Source organism: Monashia sp. HAY1-2A (assembly GCF_056755315.1).
In genome coordinates this window covers 1-21,867 of sequence record NZ_JBNDHY010000077.1, presented here as the reverse complement: position 1 = coordinate 21,867, position 21,867 = coordinate 1, and the positions used below count along the sequence as shown (strand labels likewise).

General features: G+C 72.5%; 19 protein-coding genes. 10 read left to right on the top strand and 9 right to left on the bottom strand.

The window, feature by feature from the left end:
- On the top strand, positions 1–1,091 hold a 1,091-nt coding region (locus tag ACPYOM_RS12825; RefSeq protein ID WP_481346253.1), incomplete at its 5' end, for a DEAD/DEAH box helicase.
- A gap of 169 nt (positions 1,092–1,260) precedes the next feature.
- The gene (locus tag ACPYOM_RS12820) at positions 1,261–1,881 is read left to right on the top strand and encodes a superoxide dismutase (protein ID WP_481342609.1); all 621 of its coding nucleotides are present in this window, start codon (positions 1,261–1,263) and stop codon (positions 1,879–1,881) included.
- A gap of 95 nt (positions 1,882–1,976) precedes the next feature.
- Here ACPYOM_RS12820 and galK read toward each other — a convergent pair whose 3' ends face one another.
- Genes galK through ACPYOM_RS12800 form a run of 4 tightly spaced genes read right to left on the bottom strand, consistent with a single transcriptional unit; the run spans position 1,977 to position 7,040 of the window.
- Positions 1,977–3,161, bottom strand: a complete 1,185-nt coding sequence (galK, locus tag ACPYOM_RS12815; RefSeq protein ID WP_481346252.1) for a galactokinase — start codon at positions 3,159–3,161, stop codon at positions 1,977–1,979.
- Positions 3,158–4,267 carry a galactose-1-phosphate uridylyltransferase gene (galT, locus tag ACPYOM_RS12810; RefSeq protein WP_481346251.1) on the bottom strand — a complete coding sequence of 370 codons (1,110 nt, stop codon included), beginning with the start codon at positions 4,265–4,267 and terminating at the stop codon, positions 3,158–3,160. Before galT ends, galK begins: the two co-directional genes overlap by 4 nt.
- Entirely contained in the window at positions 4,264–5,046 is a 783-nt protein-coding gene (locus tag ACPYOM_RS12805; RefSeq protein WP_481342612.1) for a DeoR/GlpR family DNA-binding transcription regulator, read from the bottom strand. The genes galT and ACPYOM_RS12805 overlap by 4 nt, the downstream gene beginning before the upstream one ends.
- A 2-nt stretch (positions 5,047–5,048) precedes the next feature.
- Positions 5,049–7,040 carry a beta-galactosidase gene (locus tag ACPYOM_RS12800; RefSeq protein WP_481346250.1) on the bottom strand — a complete coding sequence of 664 codons (1,992 nt, stop codon included), beginning with the start codon at positions 7,038–7,040 and terminating at the stop codon, positions 5,049–5,051.
- A gap of 319 nt (positions 7,041–7,359) precedes the next feature.
- Here ACPYOM_RS12800 and ACPYOM_RS12795 point away from each other — a divergent pair, with 319 nt between their 5' ends.
- From ACPYOM_RS12795 to ACPYOM_RS12780, 4 genes are read left to right on the top strand one after another with little or no spacing between them, the layout of a single operon-like run.
- The gene (locus tag ACPYOM_RS12795) at positions 7,360–8,709 is read left to right on the top strand and encodes an ABC transporter substrate-binding protein (RefSeq protein ID WP_481342614.1); all 1,350 of its coding nucleotides are present in this window, start codon (positions 7,360–7,362) and stop codon (positions 8,707–8,709) included.
- Positions 8,710–8,722: 13 nt separating this feature from the next.
- The gene (locus tag ACPYOM_RS12790) at positions 8,723–9,616 is read left to right on the top strand and encodes a carbohydrate ABC transporter permease (RefSeq protein ID WP_481342616.1); all 894 of its coding nucleotides are present in this window, start codon (positions 8,723–8,725) and stop codon (positions 9,614–9,616) included.
- Between the two features lies 1 nt (position 9,617).
- A complete protein-coding gene (locus tag ACPYOM_RS12785; protein WP_481346249.1) occupies positions 9,618–10,535 on the top strand; it encodes a carbohydrate ABC transporter permease in 918 nt (305 codons plus the stop codon).
- A gap of 1 nt (position 10,536) precedes the next feature.
- Positions 10,537–12,768, top strand: coding sequence for an alpha-galactosidase (locus ACPYOM_RS12780; protein WP_481346248.1), 2,232 nt, complete (start codon positions 10,537–10,539; stop codon positions 12,766–12,768).
- A gap of 3 nt (positions 12,769–12,771) precedes the next feature.
- Here the strand turns inward: ACPYOM_RS12780 and ACPYOM_RS12775 are convergent, their stop codons facing one another.
- Complete coding sequence (locus tag ACPYOM_RS12775; protein WP_481346247.1) at positions 12,772–13,308, bottom strand: Fur family transcriptional regulator; 537 nt, start codon at positions 13,306–13,308, stop codon at positions 12,772–12,774.
- 45 nt (positions 13,309–13,353) lie between these two features.
- Here ACPYOM_RS12775 and tdh point away from each other — a divergent pair, with 45 nt between their 5' ends.
- Together tdh and ACPYOM_RS12765 are read left to right on the top strand one after the other, a co-directional pair.
- On the top strand, positions 13,354–14,391 hold the full coding sequence (tdh, locus tag ACPYOM_RS12770; protein WP_481346246.1) for an L-threonine 3-dehydrogenase: 1,038 nt from the start codon (positions 13,354–13,356) through the stop codon (positions 14,389–14,391).
- Positions 14,388–15,041 carry an alpha/beta fold hydrolase gene (locus ACPYOM_RS12765; protein ID WP_481346245.1) on the top strand — a complete coding sequence of 218 codons (654 nt, stop codon included), beginning with the start codon at positions 14,388–14,390 and terminating at the stop codon, positions 15,039–15,041. The genes tdh and ACPYOM_RS12765 overlap by 4 nt, the downstream gene beginning before the upstream one ends.
- 30 nt (positions 15,042–15,071) lie before the next feature.
- On the opposite strand, the gene ACPYOM_RS12760 is transcribed toward ACPYOM_RS12765, so the two are convergent.
- From ACPYOM_RS12760 to ACPYOM_RS12750, 3 genes are all read right to left on the bottom strand, one after another.
- A complete protein-coding gene (locus ACPYOM_RS12760) occupies positions 15,072–18,050 on the bottom strand; it encodes a CHAT domain-containing protein (protein ID WP_481346244.1) in 2,979 nt (992 codons plus the stop codon).
- A gap of 4 nt (positions 18,051–18,054) precedes the next feature.
- Positions 18,055–18,879 carry a caspase family protein gene (locus ACPYOM_RS12755; protein WP_481343528.1) on the bottom strand — a complete coding sequence of 275 codons (825 nt, stop codon included), beginning with the start codon at positions 18,877–18,879 and terminating at the stop codon, positions 18,055–18,057.
- Positions 18,880–19,027: 148 nt separating this feature from the next.
- Complete coding sequence (locus tag ACPYOM_RS12750) at positions 19,028–19,411, bottom strand: hypothetical protein (protein WP_481343527.1); 384 nt, start codon at positions 19,409–19,411, stop codon at positions 19,028–19,030.
- Between the two features lie 151 nt (positions 19,412–19,562).
- Between ACPYOM_RS12750 and ACPYOM_RS12745 the strand changes: the two genes are divergently transcribed.
- Positions 19,563–20,120, top strand: coding sequence for a dihydrofolate reductase family protein (locus ACPYOM_RS12745; RefSeq protein ID WP_481346243.1), 558 nt, complete (start codon positions 19,563–19,565; stop codon positions 20,118–20,120).
- 39 nt (positions 20,121–20,159) lie between these two features.
- Here the strand turns inward: ACPYOM_RS12745 and ACPYOM_RS12740 are convergent, their stop codons facing one another.
- A complete protein-coding gene (locus ACPYOM_RS12740) occupies positions 20,160–20,573 on the bottom strand; it encodes a TIGR03668 family PPOX class F420-dependent oxidoreductase (protein ID WP_481346242.1) in 414 nt (137 codons plus the stop codon).
- 73 nt (positions 20,574–20,646) lie between these two features.
- Here ACPYOM_RS12740 and ACPYOM_RS12735 point away from each other — a divergent pair.
- Positions 20,647–21,867 (top strand): glycine C-acetyltransferase (locus ACPYOM_RS12735; protein ID WP_481346241.1); only part of this gene is annotated, 1,221 nt, incomplete at its 3' end.

Genomic DNA, 21,867 nt, shown 5'->3' with positions numbered 1-21,867 from the left:
TCGTCACCTCGTACGCCGTGCTGCGTCTCGACGCCGATGCCTTCCACGAGATCGCTTGGGGCGGAGTCGTCCTCGACGAAGCGCAGTTCGTCAAGAACCGTCAGGCCAAGACCCACGTCGCGGTCCGGCGGCTCGGTGCGCCGTTCACGCTCGCCGTCACCGGCACGCCGCTCGAGAACTCCCTCATGGACCTCTGGTCGCTGCTGTCGCTGACGGCGCCCGGCCTCTACCCGCGCCCCGACGTGTTCACCCAGAGCTACCGGCGGCCCATCGAGTCGGGCGAGCGACCCGACCTGCTCGACCTGCTCCGCCGGCGCATCCGCCCTCTCGTCCTGCGCCGCACCAAGGAGCAGGTGGCCCTCGACCTGCCGCCCAAGCAGGTCCAGGTCGTGCCGCTCGAGCCGCACCCGGTGCACCGGCACGTCTACGACCAGCACCTGCAGCGCGAGCGCCAGCGCATCCTCGGCCTGCTCGGCGACCCCGACGGCAACCGCGTCGCGATCCTCGCCTCCCTGACCCGGCTGCGCCAGCTCGCCCTCGAGCCCTCGCTCGTCGACCCCGCCCAGGCTGGCCGGGCCACCGCGGCGAAGGTGGAGTTCCTCGTCGACCAGCTGCGCGAGCTCGCCGCCGAGGGCCACCGCGCGCTCGTCTTCAGCCAGTTCACCGGGTTCCTGCGCCTCGTCGAGGCGGCGCTGGCGAAGGCCGGTCTCGAGACCGCCTACCTCGACGGCTCGACGACCGACCGCCAGGAGGTGGTCCGCGGCTTCCGCCAGGGTGACGCGGTGGCGTTCCTCATCAGCCTCAAGGCCGGCGGGTTCGGGCTCACCCTCACCGAGGCCGACTACGTCTTCGTGCTCGACCCCTGGTGGAACCCGGCGGCCGAGGCCCAGGCCATCGACCGCGCCCACCGCATCGGCCAGGACAAGCCCGTCACGGTGTACCGGCTCGTGTCGGCCGGCACCATCGAGGAGAAGGTCGTCGCGCTCCAGGAGCGCAAGCGTGACCTGTTCGACCGTGTCGTCGACGAGGGCGGGTCGCTCTCCGGCGCGATCACCTCGGAGGACGTCCGCGACCTGCTCGGGCTCGACTGAGCCGCCCGGACGACGGGTCCGCTTGACCTCAAGCCCTGTTGAGCTCGCAGGATCGTCGAGTGGGTCCCCCTCGACGGCGTCGCCCGGTCGGCCGGGACACCCCTGTCGGCCCGCGCGACGCGCGGCATAGAGTGATCGGAGCCGAAAGGTCTCCAGAAAGGAACGACAAGTGGCTTACACGCTTCCCGAGCTCGACTACGACTACGCGGCTCTCGAGCCGCACATCAGCGCTCGCATCATGGAGCTGCACCACAGCAAGCACCACAAGGCCTACGTCGACGGCGCGAACGCCGCGGTCGCCAAGCTCGAGGAGCTGCGTGAGTCCGGTGACTACGCAGCCGTCAACGGCGTCGAGAAGAACCTCGCGTTCCATCTCGGCGGCCACACGAACCACTCGGTCTTCTGGAAGAACATGAGCCCCGACGGTGGCGGCCAGCCCGAGGGCGAGGTCCAGGCCGCGATCGACGAGTACTTCGGCGGCTTCGAGAAGTTCCAGGCGCACTTCAACGCCAACGCCAACGCCATCCAAGGCTCCGGCTGGTCGATCTGGGCGTGGGACACCATCGCCGGCCGGCCGCACATCATGCAGCTGTTCGACCAGCAGGGCAACATCCCGGTCGGCCAGATCCCGCTGCTGCAGCTCGACATGTGGGAGCACGCCTTCTACCTGCAGTACGAGAACGTCAAGGCCGACTACGTCAAGGCCTGGTGGAACGTCGTCAACTGGCAGGACGTCGCAGCTCGTCTCGAGCGCGCGAAGGCCACGACCGGCCTCATCATCCCGGCCTGACGTCCACGCACCTCGACCGGAGGGCGGTCACCCGACGTGGGTGGCCGCCCTCCGGTGTGTCCGGTGTCCGGTGTGCGCGGAGCCGAGGGCGCCGTTCAGGCGTCACGGTGCGCCGCGGCGCCGGCCGTGACGGCGAACGAGGACGGCACGGTGAACCCGTGCTCCGCGAACGCGTCCTCGACGGCCCTGCCGACCTCGTCGACGGCGTCGGCCCGCACGATGGCGATGCACGAGCCGCCGAAGCCGCCGCCGGTCATCCGGGCGCCCAGGGCGCCGTGCCGCCGCGCGGTGTCGGTGGCGACGTCGAGCTCGTCGCAGGAGATCTCGTAGTCGTCGCGCATCGAGGTGTGGGAGGCGTCGAAGAGCCGGCCGACCTCGTCGAGGTCCCCCGCGCGCAGGGCGGCCACGGCCCGCTCCACCCGGTCGATCTCGGTGACGACGTGCCGGACGCGTCGCCGCATATCGTCGGTGGGCAGCCGGTCGAGCGCCGCGTCGAGCCCGGACGCGGGCACCTCGCGCAGCGTGTCGACACCGAGGAGGCGGGCGGCCTCCTCGCACGCGTCCCGGCGCGCGGCGTACTGGCCGTCGACGAGCTCGTGGTGGGCCCGGGTGTCGGTGACGAGCAGCGCGTACCCGGACGAGGCGAGGTCGAAGGGCACCTGCTCGGTCTGCCACGACCGGCAGTCGAGCAGCAGGGCGCTCGCGTCGTCGCACAGCAGCGCGGCGGACTGGTCGAGCCCTCCGGTGGGGGCGCCCGCGATCTCGTTCTCGGCGCGGATGCAGGCCTGCGCCAGGCGCGCCCGGGCACCGGTGTCCTCGAGCAGCCCGAGCCCGCCGAGGTCGCTGACCGCGGCGCCGACCGAGCACTCGAGGGCCGCCGAGCTCGACAGCCCGGCACCGACCGGCACGACCGAGTCGATGACGACGTCGAGGCCCGGCACGTCGTGGCCCTCCTCGCGCAGCGCCCACAGCACACCCGCGACGTACGACGCCCAGCCGCCGGGCCGCTCGGGCGACACGTCCGCGAGCGCGACCTCGACCGGGGTGTCGCTCTGCAGGGAGCAGACCCTCAGGACGCCGTCGTCGCGCACGGCGGCCGCGGCGTACGTGCGCTGCGGCAGGGCGATGGGCAGGCACAGGCCGCCGTTGTAGTCGGTGTGCTCACCGATGAGGTTGACGCGGCCCGGCGCCGACCACACGCCCTGGGGCTCGCGGCCGTACCGGCCGACGAAGCGGGCACGGACGCCCTCGATCACCTCTTCCGGCTCTCTCGCGCTCACGGTGCCACCTCCCGCAGCCGGGCCGCGGCCCGCTCCGGCGCGACGTCGTTGACCCAGCCGCCGACTCCCGACTCGGACCCGGCGAGGTACTTGAGGCGTCCGGGACCGCGCAGCACCGACATGAGCTGCAGGTGCAGGCGCGAGGCGTCCCGGCCGACCTTGGCGGGAGCCTGCTGCCAGGCCGCGATGTACGGGAGGGTGACGGGCGAGCCGTCCTCGGCGACGTAGTACCGGTCGAGCCGGCCGAGCAGGTCGTGGTACACGGTGGCGAGCTCGTCGCGCTCGTCGTCGTCGAGGGCGGCGAGGTCGGGCACGTCGCGGTGCGGCGCGAGGTGCACCTCGACCGGCCACCGGGCCGCGAACGGCACGTACGCGGTCCAGTGCGTGCCCTCGATGACGACGCGGGAACCGTCGGCTCGCTCGGCGGCGAGCAGGTCCGCACCGAGCAGCCGACCGGTGCGCTCGAGGTGGCACTGCGCCGCGTCGAGCAGCTGACGCGTGCGGGCCGGGACGTACGGGTAGGCGTAGATCTGCCCGTGCGGGTGCGGGAGGGTGACGCCGATCTCGCGGCCGCGGTTCTCGAAGGCGAAGACGTGCTGCACCTCGGGCCGGGCCGCGAGCGCCTCGGTGCGCTGGGCCCACGTGTCGACGACCATCCGGACCCGCTCGACCGACAGGTCCTTGAAGGAGCTCTCGTGGTCGCTGGTGAAGCACACGACCTCGCAGCGTCCCACGGCGGGGCGGGTTCCGAAAAGGCCTGTGGGGTCGGGGAACTCGGCTCCCAGCGACTCGACGGCGTACGAGGGGAACCGGTTCTCGAAGACGACGACCTGGTAGTCCGACTCCGGGATCTCCGAGGGCGCGGTGCCGCGGCCGGTGGGGCAGAGCGGGCACTCGTCCTTCGGCGGCATGAAGGTGCGGTTCTGCCGGTGCGCCGCGACGGCGACCCAGTCGTCGACGAGCGCGTCGTGGCGGACCTCCCCGGACAGCACGCGCGGCTCGACCGGACGCAGGTCGCGGGCCGTGCGCTCGGGCGTACCCGGCTCGTCGACGTAGATGATCTCGCGACCGTCGGCCAGGGTGCGGGAGGTGAAGCGGTGGCTCATGAGGTGGCTTCCACGATCTCGAGGGAGCCCACGGCGTCTCCGAGGGCGGTGCGGGCACGCTCGCCCAGGGCGGCGTCGGTGACGAAGACGTCGACGTCGTCGAGCTCGGCGAAGGTGCTGAGGCCGACGGTGCCCCACTTCGAGGAGTCCGCGAGGACGCACACCGTGCGGGCCGAGCCGATGAGGGCCCGGTTCGTCTCGGACTCGACGAGGTTGGGCGTCGTCAGGCCGGCACGGTCGTCGACGCCGTGCGCCCCGAGGAACAGGACGTCGTAGTGCAGCGACCGCAGCGCCGACACGGCGACCGGGCCCACGAGCGCGTCGGAGGGGGTGCGCACGCCACCGGTGAGGACGACGGTCTGCCCCGGGGCCCCCGACTCGTGGAGCAGCTGCGCGACCGGCACCGAGTTGGTCACGACGGTCAGCTGCGGCACGTCCCTGACCGCGCGGGCCAGCTCGTAGGTCGTCGTGCCGGCGGAGATGCCGATGGCGCTGCCCGGGCCGACGAGCCGGGCGGCGTGCCGGCCGAGGGCCTGCTTCTGCGCGAGCTGCAGGTGGGACTTCGCCGAGAAGCCGGGCTCCTCGCTGGACCGGGTGCCCCCGACGGCGAGGGCGCCGCCGTGGACGCGCTCGAGCAGGCCGTCCCCGGCGAGACGCTCGATGTCGCGGCGGATGGTCATGTCGGAGACCCCGAGGCGCTCGACGAGGTCGGAGACCCGGACCGCGCCCTCGTCCTCGACGAGCCCGAGGATGACGGTCCGGCGTTGGCTGGCGAGCACGTTCAGTCCTCTCGTACGACGGCGACCGCTCCCGGCGCGAGCGTGACGAGGCCGTCCGTGCGCCGGTCGGCGACGAGGTCGTACCCCGTGACGCGCACCTCGTGCTCGGTGTCGTCGTGGTTGAGCAGGAACAGCCACGAGCTGTCCCCGTTCACGCGCCGCGTCGCCTCGACGCCGCGGGGGAGCCCCGCGACGGTCGGCGTGACGCCCGCCGCGGCGATGACGCCCTCGAGCAGGCCGCCCAGGGTCTCGTCGTCGGGCAGCGTGCTGAGGTACCAGGCGCCACCGGCGCCGACGTCGCGTCGCGTCACGGCCGGACGGCCGACGAGCGGGCCGGCGGCATACGTCGCCACGACCTCGGTGCCCTGGCCCGCGGTGACGTCCTCGCTCCACCACGTGCCCGTACCGCTCGAGAGCGCCACCGTCTCGGCCCGGTCGAGCGGGAAGAGCTCCTCGACGCGGACGCCGAGCAGGTCGCGGAAGGCACCCGGGTAGCCACCGAGGCGCACGTGGTCGTCCTCGTCGCTGATCCCGGAGAAGTAGGTCACGACGACCTGTGCCCCGCGCTCCGCGGCCGCGGCGACGGCGGCGGCCACGGCGTCGGACACCGTGTACAGCTGGGGGACGACGACGACGTCGTAGGGCGAGAGGTCGGTCGAGGGGTGGACGACGTCGGTGGTGACGCCGCGCGCGTGCAGCACCCGGTGGACCGCGTGCGCGGCCTCGAGCGGGTCGAGGTCGGCGGACGGCATGCAGGGGCCCTCCGCCGCCCAGATCGCCTGGAAGTCGTGCAGGACCGCCACCCGGGCCTCCACGCGGCTGCCGACGAGCTCGCCCAGCCGTCCGGCGATGCGGCCGAGCTGCTCGACCTCGCGGAACCGGGCGCTGTCCGGCCCCGCGTGCGGCACGACCGCGCTGTGGAACTTCTCGGCACCGGCGCGCGACTGGCGCCACTGGAACCAGCCGATGGTGTCCGCGCCACGCGCCACGTGGGCGACCGCGTCGCGGATCGTCTGGCCGGGAGCCTTGGCGTGGTTGACCGGCTGCCAGTTGACGGCGCTCGTCGAGTGCTCCATGAGCATCCAGGGGGCGCCGCCGGCGAGGCCGCGCGTCACGTCGCCGCTGAAGGCCAGCTCGGCGCGCGGGTGGGCCAGCGTGTCGACGATGTAGTGGTCGGTGCTGACGACGTCGACGGCGTCGGCCCACTGCGCGTAGTCGAGGTGGCGGAAGTGGGCCAGCGTCATGAAGTTCGTCGTGACGAGAACGCCGGGGGAGCGCTCCTCGAGCACGGCCCGCTCGGCGCGCATGAAGTCGAGCAGGGCGTCGGAGGAGAACCGCCGGTAGTCCAGCACGTGCGTCGGGTTGTTGAACGTCGTCGAGCGGCGGGGCGGCAGCACCTGCTCCCAGGCGGTGTAGCGCTGGCTCCAGAAGGCGGTGCCCCACGCGTCGTTGAGACGCTCGAGCGTGGTGTACCGACGCAGCAGCCACGAGCGGAAGTGGCGGGCGCACTCGTCGCAGTAGCAGGGCAGGTTGTGGCAGGCGTACTCGTTGGACACGTGCCACATCGCGAGGGCCGGGTGCTCGTGGTAGCGCGTGGCCAGCTGCCGCGTCAGGGCGAGGGCGTACTCGCGGTAGACGGGGGAGGTGGGGCACCACGCCTGGCGGCTGCCCGGCCACAGCGTGTGGCCGTCGACGTCGACGGGCAGGATCTCGGGGTGGGCGTGCGAGAGCCACGGTGGCGGCGTGGCCGTGGCGGTGGCGAGGTCGACGGCGATGCCGCCCGCGTGCAGCTTGTCCATGACGGTGTCGAGCCACTCGAACTCGTACTCGCCCTTGGCGGGCTCGAGCCAGGACCACGAGAAGACCCCGAGGCTGACGAACGAGACGCCGGCGCGGCGCATCAGCTCGACGTCCTCGTCCCAGACCGAGCGGGGCCACTGTTCGGGGTTGTAGTCACCGCCGAGGGCGAGGGTCTTCGTCGGCCAGGAGCGCATGGCGCCCAGCGTGGACCGCGGACCGGCGTGATGTCAACATTTTCCAACAGTCGGACCGGTTTGAGTCTGTCCGGTCGGCGAGCCGGCGTCCGCGCGGGCCGTGTCCGTTCGCGGCGGCGTGCTCTCGGGAAGACGACTCTCCCCCAAGCGGCGCGGGCGGGCAAAGGTTCCATCACGATCTGCGACGGGGTTGTCCGGTCCTCTTGACAGAAGTGTCCGACCTGAGGATTCTCTGTTTGTTGTTGGCTGGTTTTGAGCGACTGTGTTCGTTCTCGGCCCCGGCCACTCCACATCCGGTACAGCGTCAAAGGAGACCGCAATGACCCGCCCGAGCACCGAGGCCGAGTACCTCGCTCGCATGGTTCCCCCCTCCGTTCGCGGCATCGACCGTCGGACCCTCCTGCGCGGCGCCGTCGGCGTCGGTGCCCTCCTGGGCGCCGGTGGCCTCGCGGCCTGCGGCAGCAACTCGGGCTCGGCCGGCGTCCCCACGGGTGCCGTGACCGGAACGGTGACCGTCGGCTCGAACCAGTCGGACGCCGTGCCGAAGGCGGCCGTGCAGGCCTACATGGACGCCTTCTCCAAGGCGAACCCCGGCACGACCGTCAAGATCAACACCGTCGACCACAACTCCTTCCAGGAGAACATCAACAACTACCTCCAGGGCTCGCCCGACGACGTCTTCACCTGGTTCGCCGGCTACCGCATGCAGTTCTTCGCCGAGAAGGGCCTCGTCGGCGACATCTCCGATGTCTGGAAGAACATCACCGGCATGAGCGACGCGCTGAAGAAGGCCTCGACCGGCGCGGACGGCAAGCAGTACTTCGTGCCGATCACCAACTACCCGTGGGCCGTCTTCTACCGGAAGAGCCTCTGGCAGCAGCGGGGCTACGAGGTGCCGAAGACGCTCGACGACCTCAAGACGCTCGGCGCCCAGATGCAGAAGGACGGCATCGCCCCGATCGCCTTCGGCGACAAGGACGGCTGGCCCGCCATGGGCACCTTCGACCAGCTCAACCTGCGCGTCAACGGCTACGACTTCCACGTCAGCCTGATGGCCGGCAAGGAGTCGTGGACCGACCCCAAGGTCAAGAAGGTCTTCGACACCTGGGCCGGGATCCTCCCGCTGCACCAGGCCGACTCCCTCGGCCGCACGTGGCAGGAGGCGGCGCAGTCGCTCCAGCAGAAGAAGTCCGGCATGTACGTCCTCGGCTCGTTCGTCGCGCAGCAGTTCGGCAAGGGCGCCGAGCAGGACGACCTCGACTTCTTCACCTTCCCCGAGATCGACTCGACCGTCGGCACCGACGCCATCGAGGCGCCGATCGACGGCTACATGATGAGCGCCCGCCCCAAGAACGAGGGCGCCGCCAAGAAGCTGCTCCAGTACATCTCGCAGCCCGAGGCCCAGCTGCTCGCCCTCAAGGCCGACCCCAGCGTCATCGCCACCAACGACAAGGCGGACACGAGCGGCTACACGGCGCTGCAGAAGAAGTCGAAGGAGTACGTCCAGTCGGCCAAGTCCATCGCGCAGTTCATGGACCGCGACACCCGCCCGGACTTCGCCTCGACGGTCATGATCCCGGCCATCCAGACCTTCCTGAAGAACCCGAAGGACATCGACGGCCTCTGCAACAGCATCCAGGCCCAGAAGAAGAGCATCTTCGGCTCCTGACGGGGCGGTCACCATGGCGAGCAACCGCAGGTACAAGGGCATCGACCAGCTCTCGGCGCGCGACCGGGTCGTCGTCGCGCTGATGGTGGCCGTGCCGACCCTCCTCGTCCTCTGGCTCGTCTGGATCCCGGCGATCGGCTCGGTCCTGCTCTCGTTCACCAACTGGGACGGGATCGGGCCGCTCTCCGGCATCAAGTCGGTCGGGCTCCAGAACTACCGCGACATCACGACGATCTACCCACCGTTCTGGCCGGCCATCCAGCACAACCTCATCTGGCTGGCCGTGATGTTCCTCGTCGCGACACCGCTCGGGGTGCTCTTCGCGGTCCTCGTCGACCGGGGCGTGACGGGCACCCGCTTCTACCAGACGAGCATCTACCTGCCGGTCGTGCTGTCCCTGGCCCTCATCGGCTTCATCTGGCAGCTCATCTACTCGCGGGACCAGGGCCTGCTCAACGCGATCACGGGCGGCACCACCGACTGGTACGGCGACCCGGACGTCAACCTCTGGGCAGCACTCGTCGCCGCCACCTGGCGGCACTCCGGCTACATCATGCTGCTCTACCTGGCCGGCCTCAAGGGCGTCGACCCGTCGCTGCGGGAGGCCGCCCGGATCGACGGCGCGAGCGAGACGACGACCTTCTTCCGGGTGGTCTTCCCGGTGATGCGGCCGATCAACATCATCGTGCTCGTCGTCACCGTCATCGAGTCGCTCCGCGCCTTCGACCTCGTCTGGGTCATCAACAAGGGGCGCAACGGGCTCGAGCTCATCTCGACACTCGTGACGCAGAACGTCGTCGGCGAGGCGAGCCGCATCGGCTTCGGCTCGGCGCTCGCGACGATCATGCTCGCGATCTCCAGCGTGCTCGTCTTCGTCTACCTGCGCATCGCCATGAAGGAGGACTGACATGTCCCTCACCGCCGACCCGGTGCAGGAGCGCACCCAGGTCCTGCTCCACCCGCGCGAGGGGGGACCGCAGTCCGGGCGCCGCTGGTTCCTGCCGCTGGTCCTGACCCTCGTGTCGCTGATCTGGCTCTTCCCCCTGCTCCTCGCGCTCGTCAACTCCTTCCGCGACTACGCGTTCACGGCCAAGCACGGCTACATCTCGTGGGGCGGCTTCACCCTCGACAACTACAGGAACGCCTGGGAGCAGGGCGACTTCGGCCTGCACTTCTGGAACTCGTTCATCATCACGGTGCCGGCCGTGCTGTTGACGCTGTTCCTGTCGGCGTGCGTCGCGTTCGTCGTCGCGCGGTTCTCGTGGAAGGTCAACCTCGCCCTCCTCGGCTTCTTCATGGCCGCGAACCTGCTGCCGCCGCAGGCGCTGCTCATCCCCGTCTACCGGATGTTCCGCGCCATCGAGGTGCCCTTCTGGTTCAGCGAGTCGGGCACGCTGCTCGACAGCTTCCAGGGCCTCGTCCTCGTCAACGTCGCGTTCCAGACCGGGTTCTGCGCCTTCGTCCTCAGCAACTACATGAAGGCGCTGCCCAAGGAGCTCTACGAGTCGGCCGTCATCGACGGCGCGAGCGTGACCCGCCAGTTCTTCCAGATCACGCTGCCGCTGTGCCGCCCGGCCCTGGCCGCGCTCGCGGTGCTGCAGACGACGTGGATCTACAACGAGTTCTTCTGGGCCACCGTCCTGCTCCAGCAGGGCGACAAGTACCCGGTGACGAGCTCGCTCAACAACCTGCGCGGCCAGTTCTTCACCGACAACAACCTCGTCGCCGCTGGATCGATGATCATCGCGATCCCTACGCTGGTGATCTTCTTCGTGCTCCAACGACACTTCGTGGCGGGCCTGACGCTCGGCGCGACCAAGGGATGACGTGACCGACCCCACCCACCCGACCCACCCGACCGACGGGTCCGAGCCGTCCACCGTCTCTCCCGTCTTCGTCGAGGCCGCCGGGACCGCGCTCGTCCTCGAGCCGCAGCCCGGCGGCGCGGGGCTTCCCGAGGTCGTCCACTGGGGCCCCGCCCTCGACGGCGGCGCCGGCACGTACGCGGCCCTGGCCCGGCTCACGACCGCGCCGGCCCCACCGAGCGCGCTCGACGAGCCGTGGCCGCTGACCATCCTGCCGGGCGAGGCGGACGGGTGGTCGGGCACGCCCGGCTGGGCCGGTCACCGTGGCGGCGCATCGGGCGCCCTGCGGTGGGCCGAGGTCACCTGCACGACCGAGGGCACGACGCTCGTCACGCGCGCGAGCGCGCGCGACGGCGTGCGCCTGGAGCTGCGCCACTCCCTCGACGAGCACGGGGTGCTCCGCGTCGACGCGTCGGTGACGAACACCGCTGATGCCGACGTCCCGCTCGACGTGGCGGCGCTGCGCGCCATCCTCCCGCTGCCCGTGCGCGCCGACGAGGTGCTCGACCTCACCGGACGCTGGTGCCGCGAGCGTTCGCCGCAGCGCAGCAGGCTCGACCACGGCACCCACCTGCGCGCGTCGCGGCGGGGCCGCACCGGCCATGACGCCACGCTGCTGCTCATCGCCGGCACGCGCGGGTTCGACTGGGGCACAGGCGAGGTCTGGGCCGTCCACACCGCGTGGAGTGGCAACCACGAGCACCTCGTCGAGGCACTCCCGGAGGGCGCCGGCCGTCACCACGCCGTGCTCGGCGGCGGCGAGCTGCTCGCGCCGGGCGAGGTGCGACTCGCGCCGGGGGAGTCGTACGCCGCCCCCACCGTCGTCTTCCTCCACTCGACCGACGGCCTCGACGCCCTCTCGCGGCGCCTGCACCGCAGCCTGCGGGCCCGCGCGGGGCACCCCTCGCGCCCGCGACCCGTCGTGCTCAACACGTGGGAGGCGGTCTACATGGAGACCGACCTCGACCACCTCAAGGCGCTCGCCGACACGGCCGCCCGCATCGGCGTCGAGCGCTTCGTGCTCGACGATGGGTGGTTCGGCGGACGACGTACCGACAAGGTCGGGCTCGGCGACTGGGTCGTGTCCGACGAGGTGTGGCCCGACGGCCTCTCGCCGCTCGTCGACCACGTGAAGGGACTCGGACTCGAGTTCGGGCTGTGGTTCGAGCCGGAGATGGTCAACGAGGACAGCGACCTCGTGCGCGCGCACCCCGACTGGGTGCTGCGCCCGGCCGACGGTTCCCCGCGCGAGTGGCGCTTCCAGCAGCTCATCGACCTGACGAACGACGAGGCCCGCGCCCAGCTGCTCGAGCGGATCAGCAGCCTCGTCGCCGAGTACGGCATCGCCTACATCAAGTGGGACCACAACCGCGACCTCCACGAGGCGGTCCACACCGTCGAGGTCGCCGGCCGTCGCGTCGTCGACGCGCCCGCCGTCCACGCCCACACGCTCGCGTTCTACAGCCTGCTCGACGACCTCCGGGCCCGGCACCCCGAGCTCGAGATCGAGTCGTGCAGCAGCGGTGGGGCGCGCGTCGACCTCGAGGTGCTCGACCACACCGACCGCATCTGGACCAGCGACTGCAACGACGCGCTCGAACGGGCGAACATCCAGCGGTGGACCAGCCTGCTCGTGCCCGCCGAGCTCATGGGCACGCACGTCGGCCCTGGCACCGCCCACACGACGCACCGCACCGTCGACCTCGGCTTCCGCACCCTCATGGCGCTCCAGGGCCACGCCGGGCTCGAGTGGGACATCACGACGTGCTCCGACGGCGAGCTCGAGGCCCTGACGGCGTGGACGGCCCTGGCCCGGGAGCTGCGGCCACTGCTGCACACCGGTGACCTCGTGCGGTCCGAGAGCCCCGACGGCACCGTGCTCGTCACGGGCACCGTCGACGCCGACCGCGGCCACGGCGTCTACACCGTCGCGCGCCTCGTGACCGGCCGCGACGCCGCCACCGGGCCACTGCCGCTGCCCGGCCTCGACCCGGCCCGCACGTACACCCTCCGGGTCCGCCCCGAGGCAGGCCTGCCGGCCGTCGTGCAGCTCGTCCCGCCGGCGTGGTGGGAGCCGGCGCTCGGCGACGAGGGGATCCTCGTGCCGGGGGCCGTGCTCACGACGGTGGGCCTGCCGGTCCCGGTCCTCGGACCGGCCCAGGGCTACCTCGTCGAGGTGACCGCGACCGCCTGAGCCTCACGCCCTCCGGCACTCGCGGCACGTGCCGAGGAGGGCGGCATGGCTCGTGTCGAGCTCGAAGCCGAGATCCGCCTCGAGGCGGCGGGCGACGTCGTCGAGGACGCCGGGCGGCACGTCGAGGACGCGTCCGCACGCGTGGCACTGGACGTGGGCGTGGGCGTGGCGTCCGGGTGCGTCGTCGACCGCGGCGCCGGCGTCCGGCACCTCGGGCCCCGCCGCGAGGTGGTAGACCGTCGCCGACCCGCCGAGGTGCACGTGCGAGAGCGCGCCGAGCTCGGTGAGCGACGTCAGCGTCCGGTACACGGTGGCCCGGTGCACGGCCGGCTCGAGGTCGGCCACGCGCGACCCGATCTGGTCGGCGGTGAGGTGCTCACCCCTGGCGTCCGCCGCGTCGACGATCGCCAGCACCGCCCGCCGGGCCGGCGTGACGCGTTCGCCCGCGCCGCGCAGACGGGCGACGGCGTCGGCCACACGCTGCGCCGGCTGCGCCGGCCGCACCTCGTGCGTCGGCGAGCTCGGATCGGTCCCGGTCACGCCCTCATCATCCCGCCTCCGCGGACGGGTGGCAGACTGCCCCCCGTGCGTGCCCTCACGAAGCTGTCCGCCGGCCCCGGCCTCGAGCTCGTCGACCGCCCCGAGCCGGTCTGCGGGCCCGCCGACGTCAAGATCCGCGTGCTGCGTGCGGGCATCTGCGGCACCGACCTGCACCTGGCCGGCTGGGACGACTGGGCCGAGTCGACCGTCCGGCCGCCGCTCGTCATCGGCCACGAGTTCTACGGCGAGGTCGTCGAGATCGGCGCCGACGTCGAGCACATCGCCGTCGGTGACCGGGCGTCCGGCGAGGGCCACATCGTCTGCGGGGTGTGCCGCAACTGCCGCGCCGGCCGCCGCCACCTGTGCATCCGCACCCAGGGCATCGGCGTCAACCGGGACGGCGCGTTCGCCGACGTCGTCGTGCTGCCGGCGAGCAACGTGTGGGTGCAGCCCGCCGACCTCGACCCCGACCTCGGCGCCGTGTTCGACCCCCTCGGCAACGCGACGCACACCGCGCTCCAGTGGCCGATGGTCGGCGAGGACGTCGTCATCACCGGAGCGGGCCCGATCGGCGTCATGGCGGCCGCCATCGCCCGGCACGCCGGGGCGCGGTACGTCGTCGTGTCCGACGCGAGCGACTACCGCCTCGCGCTCGCGGAGCGCGCCGGGGCCGACCTGACCATCAACGTCACCCGCGAGTCGCTCGCCGACGCCCAGCACCACCTCGGCATGAAGGAGGGCTTCGACATCGGCCTCGAGATGTCCGGGGCCGCGCCGGCCGTCAGCGACCTCATCGCCAACATGAACCACGGCGGACGCATCGCGCTGCTCGGTCTCCCGCACCAGGGCTACGAGCTCGACTGGGGCAAGGTCATCACCCACATGCTGACCCTCAAGGGCATCTACGGGCGCGAGATGTACGACACGTGGTACGCGATGTCGCAGATGATCGCGACGTCCGAGCGGTTCCGGGCAGCCGTCGCCCAGGTCATCACGCACCGGTTCCCGGCCGAGCGCTGGGAGGAGGCCTTCGACACGGCGCGCTCCGGCCAGTGCGGCAAGGTCGTCCTCGACTGGTCATGACCCAGCCGAGCCGGCCGCGTCCGCTCGTCCTGCTCCACGGCGTCGGGCAGTCGCCGATCGCCTGGCAGGACTTCGTGTCGGCCTTCGGCGCCGGCCGGCCGATGACGGCCCCGTGGATGCGCGGCCTGCGCCCCAGGGACCCCGTCGGTTTCGACCTCGACGCCGCCGCCTCGGGTGTCGCCGACGAGCTGGAGCTGCAGGGCGTCCGCCGGGCCGACTTCCTCGGGGTGTCGGTCGGCGCGAGCGTCGCGCTGCGCCTCGCCGTCGAGCGGCCCGAGCTCGTCGGGCGCCTCGTCGTCGCCGGGGCGCTCGTGCGGCCCTCGCGGCGTGCCCTGCTGCTGCAGAGGCTCGCGATGCGTCTGGTGCCGGAGTCCAGGCTCGTCGACGCCGGGGTGTCGCGGCCCCGCATGCTCGCCGTCCTCGACGCCCTCCGTGAGTTCGACGGCACCGACGCGCTGCGACGCGTCGAGGCCCCGACGCTCGTCGTGGCCGGGTCGCGCGACCGCGCCGGCACCGAGGCCGGCCGGCGTCTTGCTGCCGAGGTGCCCGGGGCGCGGCTGCACGTCGTCGCCGGGGCGGGCGCGTCGCTCAACACCCAGTCGGCCCGCGAGCTCGCCGAGCTGACCCACGAGTTCCTCGACACTCCCTGAGACCCGCGCCTGCCCCGCCGGGCACCGCACTCAGTGGGTCCGGGCGGCGGGGTCGAGGGCGTCGAGGCCTTCCCGGACCGTCCGGAGGAACGCCGACTGCGCCGGATGGTCGGCGGCCATGTCTGCCAGGAAGTCGACCTGGTCGCGCACCTGGCGCAGCTGCTCCTCGCTGCCGATGAGGGCGGCGCGCCCGTAGCGGTCGAGGGCCTTGGCCGCCTTGGACCGGGCCGGCTCCGCGGACCACAGGGCCGAGAGCGCGACGAGGTCACCGACGACGGCCACCGTCCAGAACGTCGGCGAGCGGCGTGACTCCTCGTCCGCCACCTCGAGCGCATCGTGGAGCAGCCCCCGCGCGGTGCCGGCGTCGACGGGCGCCCGCTCGGGCACCGGGTGCCACACCAGGGCCAGCTCGGCAGCGAGCCAGTTGGCGAGCGCGCCGTGGCTGCGCCGGTCCCGCGCACCGGCGGCCTCGTACGCGCGCCGGTACCAGTCGGCGGCGTCGACGAGCGCGCCCTGAGCCCGGGTCCAGTCGTCCGGGGCGGCGGCGGCCGCACACCGTGCCGGACACGTGACGAGGGCGAGGCGCTTGTAGGCGCTCGCGACCCGCCAGAGCCGGTCGATGCTCGGCGTGGCCGCGATGTCCGACGCGGCCAGGACGGTCGCCGTCGGCCCCGAACCGAGGACGACCGAGCCCGGGTCGTCGATGAGGCGGCGCAGCGTGGCGATCGAGGACTCGATCGTCGCGACGGCCTTCTCGGTGGCCTCGGGGCCGAGCAGGGTCGGCGAGCCGGACCCGCCCGGGGCAGCGGAGCCGTGGACGGCGTCGGTCGCGGCGGTGCGCACGGTCTGGTCGATCCACACCTCGAAGTCGCGCACCGTCAGGGCCGTCCCGCCGGCGGCGAGCGTGCGACGGAAGTAGTCGCGGGCGAGGTCGAAGTTGCCGAACTTGTTGTAGGTGCGGGCGATGAGCACCTGGAGCGAGGCGTCGGACAGGTCGCACGCGTCGAGGCGGTCGACGAGCGTGCGCAGCCGGCGCAGCCCGTAGTTCGTGTCGCGGCTGACGTCGACCGACTGGCCGAGGTTCTCGATCTCGACGCGGGCCTGCTCGGTGCTGGCCAGGCTGCGTGTCGCTCCGGTCGTCAGCTCGACGCCCTCGCGGACGAGGCGGTAGTCCGGGTCGCCGTAGCACTGGTAGGCGCCCCACGTGTTGACGTCGGGGTGCTGGCTCCACGTCTCCGCGCGGGCCCGGGTCACGGCGTCGCCGAACGTCTCGCCGGCGAGGATGGCGTCGTAGAACGTCGTCGCGAAGGTCGCTGCGGCCTCGTCGTCGACGGCCCAGCCGCACGCGACGACGACCCGCACACCGATGTCGATGAGCTCGGTCGCGATGCTCGCGGCGAGCCGGTGGTAGCGGCCCCCGAGCGTCGGCGCGACGGCGCCGCTCTCGGGCACCGCACCGAGGTGGCAGCAGTTGACGAAGACGAGCTCGGGCACCTGTCGCAGCTGCCCGATCTCGCCGGCCGTGAGGAACATGCCACCACCGAGGACCATGCCGGTGACCTTCGTCGGCTCGGACGCGCCGTCGCCCGTGCCGGGCACGGGCCACTCGAAGACGCCGTGCCCGGCCAGGTGGACGATGCGGTAGGCGCCGTCGAACAGGCCCTGCACGACCTGGGCACCCGACGCCGCAATGAGGGGGTCACACTCGAACCCCTTGCCCTGCAACGTGGTTGCGATGGCCCGTGCCTCCGACTGCGCAGCGGGCAGCGGCCCGAGGCCGCTCTCGGTGTCGCCGACGACCAGCGCCCGGCCGATCGTGGCGGACAGCACGTGGCTGCGCATCGAGGTGCCTTCGAGCTGTCGCACGAGCCCGCGGCGGACCCCGAGGGGTGGGCGCCGCTCGCCGTCGCCGGACCGGTCGGCCCCGCGGTCGTCGAGCAGCTCCCACGGGAAGTGGGCCGAGCCGGGGTCGACGACGAGGACGACGTTGTCGGTGTCGGGTGCCTGCGCCTTGAGGTCGTTGGGGAAGAGGAGCTCGAAGAGCGTGTGCGCCGAGACCGCGTCGGGCGCCGGCGTGTCGACGAGCGACTCGACGAGCCGGTCGACGAGCACCCGCTGCGTGCCCACGGTCCGGGTCGGCGTGCCGGCTCGGCCGAGCGACGTCTCGAAGGACAGCGACCCGTCCGACTCGCCCCGGACGCGGACCTGCTGCCACCACCCGTCACGCTCGCTGAAGACGAGCCGACGCTGCCGCCCGGGCAGCTCGCGCAGCCGCGGGTCGAGCTCGAAGCAGTCGGCCAGCTCACCCGTCGACATCGAGGCCTCGACCGCGTCCAGCGCCTGGAGGGCCCGGTCCTGCCACAGCTCGATGAGCTCGACGTCGCAGATGTGCACGCCCATGCCCGTGTCGGCGAGCCGGTCGTTGGCCCGCTGGATGCCGGTGAGCAGCGCCTGGACGCTGTCACGCACCGCGAGGCCGCCGGCGCCCGTCGCGATCAGCAGGCTCGACAGCCGCATCTGCAGCACGCCCGACGTCCGACGAGCAGCCTTGCGGGGCCGGGCGATCGACAGGTGACCCAGGGCTGCGGTCAGCGCCGCGTGAGCGACGGCCCGGGCCAGCGCCGCCGCACTCAGCTGCCCGATCGGGCCGAGGCCGGCGACGACCGCACCGGGCGGTGTCGACCACTTGTCGGGGTCGGTGAAGACCTGGCAGGTCTCGAGCGCACCGGGATAGATGCCGAGCATGGCTGCGCGCGCGAGACGCCCGTCGAGCAGCTGGTCGAGCGCGGCCTCGCCACCGACGAGCGTGCTGCCAGCGTAGTGGCCGACGAGGAGGTGGTTGCGGGCGAAGCGCAGGTCGCCGTGCGCGACGTGGACGAGCGGCCGCGGTCGGGGGTCGGGCGGGACGGAGGTGGGCGGTGCCGGGGTCGTGGAGGTGACGGGAGCGGTCGTCGGCAGCGTCGCGGGGACCCCCTGCGGCGTCGGGGCGGGCCCGTCGAGCGGGGGCACGGCCTCACCCCGCCGGAGAGAGGAAGGCGGCGTCGAGGCGGGCGCCGCGTCCCTCGAGCTGCGGCACCTGCGGGTACAGGCCGCGCAGCCCGGTCAGGGTGCGGCGGTGCACGTCGCGGTAGGACGACGTCGGGCTCTCGCGCAGCGCCCGGACGAGGTAGTACGTGAAGGCGCCGTTGTACGAGCTGCCGATCCGCGCGTCCGCCGACGTCTGCGTGTCGCGGCAGCCGCTGACGAGCGTCTCGACGATGTCCACCTCGTGCACGTCGCCGTCCCGTCGACGGCGGGAGCGCCGCGGCGTGCCGGTGTGGGCCCCGCCGCGCTCCTCGTCGCCGGGGTTGGGCAGGAACCGCTCGACGACCTCCGGCTGCGCCAGCCCGGGCGGCGGCAGGGGCTCGCGGGTGTTCGTGCCGGAGTGGCAGCAGTCCATGACGACGGTGAGGCTGGCGGCCGGGTCGAGTCGGTCGAACGTCGCGCGCAGCCAGTCGTCGGTGAGGGGGTCGTCCCAGTCGAGGTCGTGGGGGCACAGGATCTCGTCGCGGCCGTCGGACTCGTCGCCGCTCGTGTCGGGAACGTTGGAGCCGTGCCCCGAGTAGTGGAGGTAGAGGACGTCGCCGGGGACGGCGCCGTCGACGAGACCGGCGATCGCCTCCTGCATCGCGGCCTTCGTGGCCTTGGCGTCGGTGAGCAGCGTGAGGGACTCGTCCGGGACGTCGTAGAGGTCGCGCAGGACGCCGGCGACGAGCTCGACGTCGTTGACGCATCCGCGGAGGTCGGCCCCCGGGATCGCATAGTGGTCGATGCCGATGAGCAGGGCGCGCCGGGCCATGTCGAGCTCCTTCCGCCGAGCGCACGGGGCAGGGTGGGGCCCCACCTCCCAGAGTCCTCCTGTCGAGGCCCTGATACATCCGGTTCGCCCGAGTCCGCACCGCGCCCTGTCCGGCGCCCTGTCCGGCGCCCTGTCCGGTGCCCGCGGGTCAGCAGAGGTTGATGCCGCCGGCGTCGAGCAGCTTTGCGGCCGTGGCGTCGTCGGCCACGACGGGCACGAGCCAGTCGTCGCCCGAGATCGACTTGACCCCGGTCCTGCACCGGAAGGTGCTGACGGTCCGGTCGAGGTCGACGGCCTTGTCGTAGAACGTCGCCCCGACGTGCCGGCCGTCTGCGCTGGTGCAGGCGACCTCGTGCTCGTCGACGGACCCCGTGGCGTCGGACCCGGGCGGGCACACCACCTGGGCCACCGTGATCCACGTCGGGTGCGCGCTCGCCACCTGCTTCGTCGCGCTCGGGCCGCCGTCGCCGCAGGCGGCGAGGGCGAGAACGGTCGCTGCGGTGGCGCAGCTGAGGGCGAGTCGTCGGTGCACGGAAGGTCCTGGCGTCCGGGTGGGAGGGCATCGTTCGCGCGGCCTCGTGGGCAGCGCAAACCCCGCCACTGTAGTGCCGCAACGGGCTTCGCGCCGAGCCGAGCCCGTCCGGCACCGCCCGGTGAGCGTGCCGGAGTGGCACAGTCGACGCATGGGACGTCTCGTCTACACGGCCATCTGCTCGCTCGACGGCTACGTCGCCGACGCGTCCGGTGCGTTCGACTGGGCGGCGCCCGATGCCGAGGTGCACGCCTTCGTCAACGAGCTCGAGCGCGGCATCGGCACCTACCTGTGCGGTCGCCGGCTCTACGAGGTGATGCGGTACTGGGACACGGCACCGACCGCCGACCCCGAGGGGTCGGTCGAGGACGCCTACGCGCTGGTGTGGCAGGCCGCCGACAAGGTCGTCTACTCGACGACGCTGGGAGCCGTCACCGCGGCGCGGACGCGCCTCGAGCGGTCGTTCGACCCGCCGGCCGTCCGGGCCTGGGTGCGGCGGCAGCCGCGCGACGTCAGCGTCGGCGGGCCGACGCTCGCGGCCCGGGCGCTGCGAGCCGGCGTCGTCGACGAGCTGGCCGTGCTCCGCGTGCCGCACGTCGTCGGAGGAGGGACGCCGTTCCTGCCGACCGGGGTCTGGATCGAGCTGCGGCTCACCGACGCCCGCACCTTCGGCGGCGGGACGACGTACGCGCGGTACGACCTGCGTTGAGGCCGCGGGGGCCGTCGTCAGAGGCCGCGGGGGCCGTCGTCAGCGGGCCGACCAGCCGCGCCACACGGTGACGTGGACCGCGACGTACGGCCCGGCGGGCATCCGTTCGGCGTACTGGGGGTAGCGGGACACCAGCGCGTCGCGCCCCTCGCCCACGGCGGCGTCGTCGCCCTCGAGGACGCGCGCCGTGCCGTCGGCTCGCACCCACCACAGGCTCGTCCAGTCCTCCTCGTAGTGGTCGACGAGGAGGCTGACGCGCGGGTGCGCCGCGATGTTCGCCAGGCGCCGGAGCGCGCGCGTCGACTTCGGCTTGTCGTCGACGGCCGACCACACGACGTCACCGACGACGGCGAAGACGACGGGCACGAGGTGTGGCGCGCCGTCCGGTCCGGTCGTCGCGAGGCGCGCGACCCGCGCCGTGGCGAAGCGCTCCCTGGCCTCGTCCGCGTCCACCCGCCCACGCTAGCCCGGCCGTGCGGCAATACGCTGAGGGACGCCACCGCCCGCCGACGCGCGAAGGACGACCATGTACGGATCGGTCAAGGACGAGATCGCAGCAACCCTGCACGAGATCGAGGACGCCGGCCTCTACAAGAACGAGCGCGAGCTGACCTCGCCCCAGTCGGCCCACGTGACGACCCTCAAGGCCGAGGCGCTCAACTTCTGCGCCAACAACTACCTCGGTCTGGCCGACGACCCGGCGATCGTGGGCGCCGCCCAGGCAGCCCTCGACCAGTGGGGGTTCGGCATGGCGTCGGTGCGGTTCATCTGCGGCACGCAGACGCTGCACACCGACCTCGAGCGCACCATCAGCGAGTTCCTCGGCACCGAGGCGACGATCCTCTACTCGTCGTGCTTCGACGCCAACGGCGGCGTCTTCGAGGTGCTCTTCGGCGCCGAGGACGCCATCATCAGCGACGAGCTCAACCACGCGTCGATCATCGACGGCGTCCGCCTGTCGAAGGCCATGCGCTACCGCTACCGGAACGCCGACATGACCGACCTGCGTGCACAGCTCGAGGCGGCGGCCGCGGCGGGCGCCCGGCGCACCGTCGTCGTCACCGACGGCGTCTTCTCGATGGACGGCTCGTACGCGCCCCTCGACGAGATCTGCGACCTCGCCGACGAGTTCGGTGCGCTCGTGTTCGTCGACGACTCGCACGCCGTCGGCTTCGTCGGGGACGGCGGTCGCGGCACGCCCGAGCTGTTCGGCGTGCAGGACCGCGTCGACATCCTCACCGGGACCCTCGGCAAGGCGCTCGGCGGTGCCTCCGGCGGCTACGTCTCGAGCCACCGCGAGATCGTCGACCTGCTGCGTCAGCGGTCGCGGCCCTACCTCTTCTCCAACTCGGTCGCCCCGGCCGTGGCTGCCGGCTCGATGGCCGCGCTCGAGCTCGTCGCCGGCTCGGCCGAGAAGCGCGAGGTGCTGCGCCGCAACACCGAGCTGTTCCACTCGCTCATGACCGACGCGGGCTTCGAGCTGCTGCCCGGCACGCATCCCATCCGCCCGGTCATGTTCCCGGGCGAGGACGGCGCCCGCCGGGCCGCCCAGGTCGCCGACCACATGCTCGGCGACGGCGTCTACGTCATCGCGTTCTCCTACCCGGTGGTGCCCCGGGGCAAGGCGCGCATCCGCGTCCAGCTCTCGGCGGCGCACTCCGAGGACGACGTCCGCGCGTGCGTCGACGCCTTCACCCGGGCCCGCGACGCCTGTCTCTTATACACATCTGACGCTGCCGACGACGGA